This is a genomic window from Paracoccus sp. (in: a-proteobacteria) (assembly GCF_047973135.1).
Lineage (GTDB): Bacteria > Pseudomonadota > Alphaproteobacteria > Rhodobacterales > Rhodobacteraceae > Paracoccus.
Genome location: NZ_JBKEBL010000044.1, coordinates 21543 through 28082 on the forward strand (window position 1 = coordinate 21543; position 6540 = coordinate 28082).

A 6540-nucleotide genomic window follows, 5' to 3' on the forward strand; every position below is an offset into this window, starting at 1 on the left:
TGCAGCCTTTGTGCGCGAATACCTCAGCTTAATTATCCTTAACCGCCCGCGCCAGCACTGCAACAGAAACTGGTCCCGACCCTGCGGCAAGCGCCGCCCCGGCCGCCTGGGCAAGCGTCGCGCCCGAGGTCATCACATCGTCGATCAGCAGAACGGCGCGGCCCCGCACCCTGTCCGCGTGGCGCGGATTAAGGGCGATGGCCTCTGCGACATTGGCGAATCGATCCGATACGCCCCGGTGATCCTGCCCCATGGTGTTGCGTTTGCGCAGCAGCAGATCCGGCAGGTGGGTCAGGCCGCGCGACCGGGCCAGCGGCTCGGCCAGCAAGGCAGCCTGATTATAGCGGCGGCGCACCAACCTGCGGAAATGCAGCGGTATGGGGGCGACGATCATGTCGTGCCGGATCAGGGGCGCGGCGGCGGTGGTCAGCCAGCTTGACAGATGCGGGGCCAGATCGGGGCGGTCGCCATGTTTCAGCGCAAGGACCAGCCGCCGCCCCGTCCCGCCATAGACCAGCGCCGCGCGCCCGTGCCGCCAGGGGCGCGCGATGGCAAGGCAATCGTCGCAGGTTGCGCCCTCATCAAGGCCGGTGCCATCATCGGGCAAGGGGGCGCCGCAGCGCGTGCAGGCGCAACCGGTGATGAAATCGGCCTCGCGCCAGCAATCGGCACAAAGCTGCGCCGCCTCTCCTGCGACGGGCTGACCGCAGCCCAGGCATTGCGGCGGATAAAGAAGACGAAGCGCGGCTTTTATCGGCCCGCGAAGCAAACTATGGTCCCGCGTCATGATCATTCCTTCCGCCAGCGAACGCCCAAACCTGACCGACCGCGATGCCCTGCTGCGCCAGCGCCGCAGGGCATCGCGGCAGGGCCATGCCGATGTGTTGCACCAGATTGCCGCCGACGAGATCGAACATAGGCTGGCAGAGGTTAACAGAAGCTTTACATCCCCCGCCATCGTGACGGGTTTCCCCGATTTTTGGGCGACGCGCTTTCCGGGCGCGCGAATCGTTCCCGACGATCCGCTGCTGGATCTGCGTCCTGGCGCACATGATCTGGTCGTGCACGCCATGGCGCTGCACTGGGCCGAGGATCCGGTCGGGCAACTGGTGCAGGCCCGCCATGCGCTGCGCGAGGACGGGCTGCTGATTGCCGTCTGTTTCGGCGGGCAGACCCTGTCCGAGGCCCGCGCCGCGCTGGCCGAGGCCGAGGCCGCAGTCACGGGCGGGCTGTCGCCGCGCATCCTGCCCATGGGCGAGATCCGCGATCTGGGCGGGCTGTTGGGCCGCGCCGGTCTGGCCCTGCCGGTGGCCGATCTGCTGACTCAGCGGGCCAGCTATCGCGACCTGATCCATCTGGCCCGCGACCTGCGCGCCATGGGCGAGGGGAATGCCATGGCCGCCCGCCTGCGCCGCCCGACCCGTCGCGAGATTTTCGCCCGCGCCGCCGCGATCTATGCTGCGGCCCATCCCGACCGCGACGATCCCGCGCGCATCCGGGCAAGCTTTGATCTGGTCTTTCTGACCGGGTGGGCACCGTCGGCTTCGCAACAGAAACCACTGCGTCCGGGTTCGGCCATGACACGGCTTGCCGACGCGCTGAACGACCTCGGGAAGGATACATGACGCCAGCCCACGCGCCCGCGAACCACCCCGCGATCCCGCAGCCCCGTACCGGAATCCTGATCGCGAATCTGGGCACTCCGGACGGTCACGATTACTGGTCCATGCGCCGCTATCTGAACGAATTTCTGTCCGACAGGCGGGTGATCGACCTGCCCGCATGGAAATGGCAGCCGATCCTGCAAGGCATCATCCTGACCAAACGGCCCTTCAGTTCCGGCGCGAATTACCGCCAGATCTGGAACGAAGAGACGAATGAAAGCCCGTTGATGACCATCACCCGCAACCAGACGCAGGCGCTGCGCGAGCGTGCCACCGCCGAATGGGGTGACAGCGTGATGGTCGATTTCTGCATGCGTTACGGCAACCCCTCGACCCGCGACGTGCTGGAGCGGATGATCGGGGCGGGGTGCCGGCGGATTCTGTTCCTGCCGCTTTACCCTCAATATGCCGGGGCGACATCGGCCACCGCCAACGACCAGTTGTTCCGGGCGCTGATGGAGCAGGCCTGGCAACCCTCGGTCCGGACCTGCGATGCCTATTTCGACCGCCCCGACTATATCGCGGCGCTGGCGGATTCGGTGCGGCGGGTATTGGGGGGACGCAGGCCCACGCGGCTGGTCGCGTCCTATCACGGCATGCCGAAACGCTATCTGATGCAGGGCGATCCCTATCATTGCCAGTGTCAGAAGACCTCGCGCCTGCTGCAACAGGCCCTTGGCTGGCCGGATGGCATCATCGATACCAGCTTTCAGTCGGTCTTTGGCCGCGAGGAATGGCTGCGCCCCTATACGGTCGAACATGTTGCCCATCTGGCGCGTCAGGGCGTGGGTGACATCGCCGTCATCTCGCCCGCCTTCGCCGCCGATTGCATCGAGACGCTTGAGGAAATCAACGGCGAGATCCGTGAGAGTTTCGAACATGCGGGCGGCAGGCAGTTCACCTATATTCCCTGCCTGAACGATGATCCGGCCCATATCGAGGTGATGATGAATGTCATCCGCGACAATCTCGGCGGCTGGGTCTAGCCGGTCGCGCGGTGGCTCTGGCGGGGGGCTGCCCGATGGTGATATTGCGGGCGCGGAGGAGATGGTGATCGGGTCAGGAGGCCGCAATGCACTATGCCTATGTGATCAGCAAGGGGCGGCTGGTACGGCTTGAGCCGGACGCGGATCCGGCCCATGCGATCTGGATCGACCTGATCCAGCCCGGCGATGACGAAATTGCCATGATGCACCGGCTTGGCGTGCCCCTGCCGACACTGGCCGATATGGAAGAGATCGAGATCTCGAACCGGCTTTATCGCGATGAGGGGCTGGATTTCATGACTGCCGTTCTTCCCGGAGAAAATGCCGGCGGACAGCGCAAGGCGATGCCGGTCAGCTTTATCCTGGACCGCCATCGCCTTGTGACCGTGCGCCACCACTCGCCGCGCCCGTTCCTGACCTATCCCGACCGGGCCGACCGCTCGACCCTGGGTTGCTCCACTTCGGACCGGCTGTTTCTGGGGCTGGTCGAGGAAATCGTCGCGCGGCAGGCCGATATTCTGGAGGGCTCGGGGCGGATTCTGGACGAGACAATGTCCGGCGTGTTCGTCGCGCAGGTCCGGACCGGATCGGAACGGTTACAGGCGGTGCTGCAAAAGGTCGGGCGCGAGGCCGAGACCATGTCGCAAGTACGACTGGGGCTGATGACGACCGAGCGGGTGCTGGCCTTTTACAGCGCCCTCGTCGAGGAATTCCGCGAGGGCAGCAAGCTGCGGCCCGCCGTCAAGGCGCATCTTCGCGATGTGCAGGCGCTTGAGGTGCATGCCGATTTCCTGTCCTCGCGCGTCAGTCTGGCGGTGGACAGCACGCTTGGCCTGATCAACCTGCAACAGAATAACACGGTGCGGATCCTGTCGATCCTCAGCGCGCTGTTCATGCCGCCGACACTGATCGCCAGCATGTATGGCATGAACTTTGATAACATGCCGGAATTGCATGTCAGTTGGGGTTATCCCTTAGCCATCGTCCTGATGGTGGGAACCGCCATCGGGACGTGGCTGTTGCTGCGATGGAAGAACTGGCTGTAACAGCCTTGGGCGTCAGCCCTTTTCACCAGCCCCGAACAGGCCCCGGATGCCGCCGATCACCGGAAGGATCGTGGCGGCCAGCAGCGGGTTGATGGCAAATTCGACCAGCGGTATCAGCGCCAGACCCAGAACGACCCCGAACAATCCGTCCAGCAGTGCCGTCACCGCCCATGCCACAATGCCCGGAGCCTGCGGCAGGGCATGGGCAGCGGCCTCGGCCTGATGATGGATCCAGTCATAGCCCGAATGCCAACCCAGTCCGGCAAGGCCATGCATGACGATATTGCCGCCGACCCACAGCATCGCCGCCGTGCCGATGATGGTCAGCACCTTCATGAAGCCCGGCATCACCTTGACGATTCCGCGCCCAAGCGCGGCCAGCCCGCCATTGCGTCCGGTTGCCAGATGCACGCCGAAATCATCGGCCTTCACGATCAGCGCCACCGCGCCATAAACCGCCGCCGTGATGCCAATGGCCACCACCGCAAGGATGATGGCCTTCATCACCAGACTGTCCTCGGTCGGAATGGTGGCCAGCGCGATGGTCATGATTTCCGCCGACAGGATGAAATCGGTCTTGATCGCCCCGGCGATGCGCTGTTCCTCAAGCGCGGCACCGTCGCCGTCGGGATGGGTGTGCTTTTCGCTGTCATGCCGGTCTGAATGGGTAAAGACATGGGCGATCTTCTCTGCCCCCTCAAAGCACAGATAGGCCCCGCCCAGCATCAGCAGCGGCGTGATCGCCCAGGGCGCGAAGCTGGACAACAGCAGCGCCAGGGGCAGCAGGATCACCAGCTTGTTGAAGAACGATCCCCGCGCGATTTTCCAGACGATGGGAATTTCGCGGCTGGCATCGAAGCCGTGAACGTATTTCGGCGTCACCGCCGCATCGTCGATCACCGCACCGGCCGCCTTGGCCCCCGCCTTGACCGCCTGTCCCGCGACATCGTCGATAGAGGCCGCCGCGACCTTGGAAATCGCCGCCACATCGTCCAGAAGTGCGATCAGTCCGCTCATGTCGTTCCCTGCATTGCTGGCTTTACCCCAAGCCGACGGCCCCTGACTTAGGAACTCGGCGGGGCAGAGTCCAGCGGGCCGATGACAAGGGTGCCCAGAAGGATGCCCGTCACCAGCAGCAGACCGGCCGTTACGATGGCCGCCTTGCCATATGCAGGCCGGTAACGATCTGTGCGCGCCCTCAGAACCCTGCGATCCACGATCGCATATGCCGCCGCCGCAATCGCCAGCGCCGCAACATAGCCGATCAGCATGGCGGGCCGCTGCGCGAATTCTGCCTTCTTGACAAGGGCGCTGCCCACGAACAGCCCCATCCAGTGATACAGGTACAGCGGAAAGGACAGGCCGCCGACAAGGCGCGTGACCGTGCCGCGATGGCCGGGCCGGGCGGTCAGCAACACCACCGCGACCGCTGCGAGGGGCACGCACAGCCTGTAGGGCAGTGCCATGACCAGATAGCCGGCGGCAGCGGTGGCAAACAGCGCGGAAATGGCCAGCACCCCTTGTCGCGTCAGATGCCAGTCGCCAAACCGCCGTTGCAGCATCGCGGCCAGGACACCGGCCGAGACCGAGCCGTACCAGCCCTGCATGCCGATCATGACGAGGGCAAGGATCGCACAGATGGTCAGGGATTTGCGCAGCGGCGACAGAACCAGCACCAGCGGCGCGATCAGGTAGAACTGTTCCTCGACGGATATCGACCAGAAATGCGATCCTGTCCCCTGCATGGGCAGCGCCGCCCCGACAATCTGATTTTCGCTGATAAACCAGTTATGGGTAAAGGTCAGGTCAAATGCCAGAGGCTCAAGAAAATAGGGCGAACCGCCATCCTTCAACAGGGTCAGGATATAAATCGCCGCGACTGCGGGAAGATAAGGAATCCAGATGCGGGTGGCACGGTCGTAAAAGAACCGGGGCAGCCCAGCAGGCGGCATCTTAAGCAAAATACCGCCGATCAGCCATCCGCTGAGCGCAAAGAATATCTGCACCGCGAAATTTCCCGGCGAAACAAGACCGGTAACTTGTGCGTGCTGAACGAATACCAGAGAGGCCAGGATAATACGCAGCCAGTCGAACAGAGGGTATTGAATTCTGCTGTAATCGGGCATGGGTGGGCGAAGCGGGAACCAATATACGTATGCTAATAAATACAGTTCAGTATATATTTTCGCCGGGGTGTCAACGTGTATTCAGTCGCCGCGGGAATCTTGTTCCGGCATCGCGGGTCAGGCGCGCGGCCACAGCAGCATGCCCAGGGCGGCCAGGGCGATCAGGCCCAGGCTCAGCCACAGGAGGCTGCCCCAGCCGCCAGAGCGGCCGGTATCGGGGGGGTCGGTCAGCGGCGGGGTACTGTGACCCAGCTTTTCGCGGATGCGTTGCCTTGCGCGGGCAGGGGGCATCACCGGGGTCAGCCCGCCCGCCAGCGTCGCCAGCCTTTCCTGCCAGTCGCGGACCTTTTGCGCAAAACCGGCATCCTCGCCGAGACGGTCGGCAATGGCCTGCATCTCGTCTTCGTTCAGCAGGCCAAGGACCAGTTCGGCGGCAAGCGCTTCGTCCTCGTCGATTGCCGGGGGGGCAACGGGGGCTTGAGTCATCGGCTGGCACCCTCATGGAACCGCATCAACGCCTCGCGAAAGGCCGCGCGGGTGGCGTCGGGGCGGCGGCGCTCGCGCGCGGCCAGATCGGCATAGCTCAGCCCCTCAAGACAGACGGCGCGGATGGCGTCGATTCCGGCATTTCCCGCCTCGTCGCCGGGTGCGGGGTCCGCAGCCCGCGCTGCGGGGGGCGGCAGGGCGCGGGCGCGCAGGCGGTCAATGGCATGGCCTC

At 64.5% G+C, this 6540-nt stretch carries 7 protein-coding genes and 1 pseudogene; 3 read left to right on the top strand and 5 right to left on the bottom strand.

Annotated features, from left to right (window positions below; translation table 11 throughout):
* Positions 1-28: 28 nt before the first annotated feature.
* Complete coding sequence (locus ACK5L9_RS04415) at positions 29-787, bottom strand: ComF family protein (RefSeq protein WP_416910238.1); 759 nt, start codon at positions 785-787, stop codon at positions 29-31.
* Between ACK5L9_RS04415 and ACK5L9_RS04420 the strand changes: the two genes are divergently transcribed.
* The 3 genes from ACK5L9_RS04420 (at position 786) to ACK5L9_RS04430 (ending at position 3696) form a co-directional block, all read left to right on the top strand.
* Positions 786-1625 (top strand): SAM-dependent methyltransferase, encoded by an 840-nt coding sequence (locus ACK5L9_RS04420; RefSeq protein WP_416910239.1) that lies wholly within the window; start codon positions 786-788, stop codon positions 1623-1625. The two genes, ACK5L9_RS04415 and ACK5L9_RS04420, sit on opposite strands and share 2 nt — an antisense overlap.
* Positions 1622-2650: a ferrochelatase gene (hemH, locus tag ACK5L9_RS04425; RefSeq protein ID WP_416910240.1), complete on the top strand. Its 1029-nt coding sequence runs from the start codon at positions 1622-1624 to the stop codon at positions 2648-2650. The genes ACK5L9_RS04420 and hemH overlap by 4 nt, the downstream gene beginning before the upstream one ends.
* An 86-nt stretch (positions 2651-2736) precedes the next feature.
* Positions 2737-3696, top strand: a complete 960-nt coding sequence (locus ACK5L9_RS04430) for a magnesium transporter CorA family protein (RefSeq protein WP_416910241.1) — start codon at positions 2737-2739, stop codon at positions 3694-3696.
* A 12-nt stretch (positions 3697-3708) separates the two neighbouring features.
* On the opposite strand, the gene ACK5L9_RS04435 is transcribed toward ACK5L9_RS04430, so the two are convergent.
* The 4 genes and pseudogenes from ACK5L9_RS04435 to ACK5L9_RS04450 form a co-directional block, all read right to left on the bottom strand.
* Positions 3709-4713, bottom strand: coding sequence for a DUF808 domain-containing protein (locus tag ACK5L9_RS04435; protein ID WP_416910242.1), 1005 nt, complete (start codon positions 4711-4713; stop codon positions 3709-3711).
* A 47-nt stretch (positions 4714-4760) separates the two neighbouring features.
* The gene (locus ACK5L9_RS04440; RefSeq protein WP_416910243.1) at positions 4761-5822 is read right to left on the bottom strand and encodes an acyltransferase family protein; all 1062 of its coding nucleotides are present in this window, start codon (positions 5820-5822) and stop codon (positions 4761-4763) included.
* 117 nt (positions 5823-5939) lie between these two features.
* Positions 5940-6308: a hypothetical protein gene (locus ACK5L9_RS04445; RefSeq protein WP_416910244.1), complete on the bottom strand. Its 369-nt coding sequence runs from the start codon at positions 6306-6308 to the stop codon at positions 5940-5942.
* Positions 6305-6540, bottom strand: a pseudogene (locus ACK5L9_RS04450) (hypothetical protein); the annotation flags it as partial. The pseudogene ACK5L9_RS04450 and the gene ACK5L9_RS04445, both read right to left, overlap by 4 nt.

Coding starts and splice junctions, on each gene's coding strand:
- hemH (WP_416910240.1), top strand. CDS start 1,622: ATGACGCCAGCCCACGCGCCCGCGAACCACCCCGCGATCCCGCAGCCC.
- ACK5L9_RS04430 (WP_416910241.1), top strand. CDS start 2,737: ATGCACTATGCCTATGTGATCAGCAAGGGGCGGCTGGTACGGCTTGAG.
- ACK5L9_RS04420 (WP_416910239.1), top strand. CDS start 786: ATGATCATTCCTTCCGCCAGCGAACGCCCAAACCTGACCGACCGCGAT.
- ACK5L9_RS04445 (WP_416910244.1), bottom strand. CDS start 6,308: ATGACTCAAGCCCCCGTTGCCCCCCCGGCAATCGACGAGGACGAAGCG.
- ACK5L9_RS04415 (WP_416910238.1), bottom strand. CDS start 787: ATGACGCGGGACCATAGTTTGCTTCGCGGGCCGATAAAAGCCGCGCTT.
- ACK5L9_RS04435 (WP_416910242.1), bottom strand. CDS start 4,713: ATGAGCGGACTGATCGCACTTCTGGACGATGTGGCGGCGATTTCCAAG.
- ACK5L9_RS04440 (WP_416910243.1), bottom strand. CDS start 5,822: ATGCCCGATTACAGCAGAATTCAATACCCTCTGTTCGACTGGCTGCGT.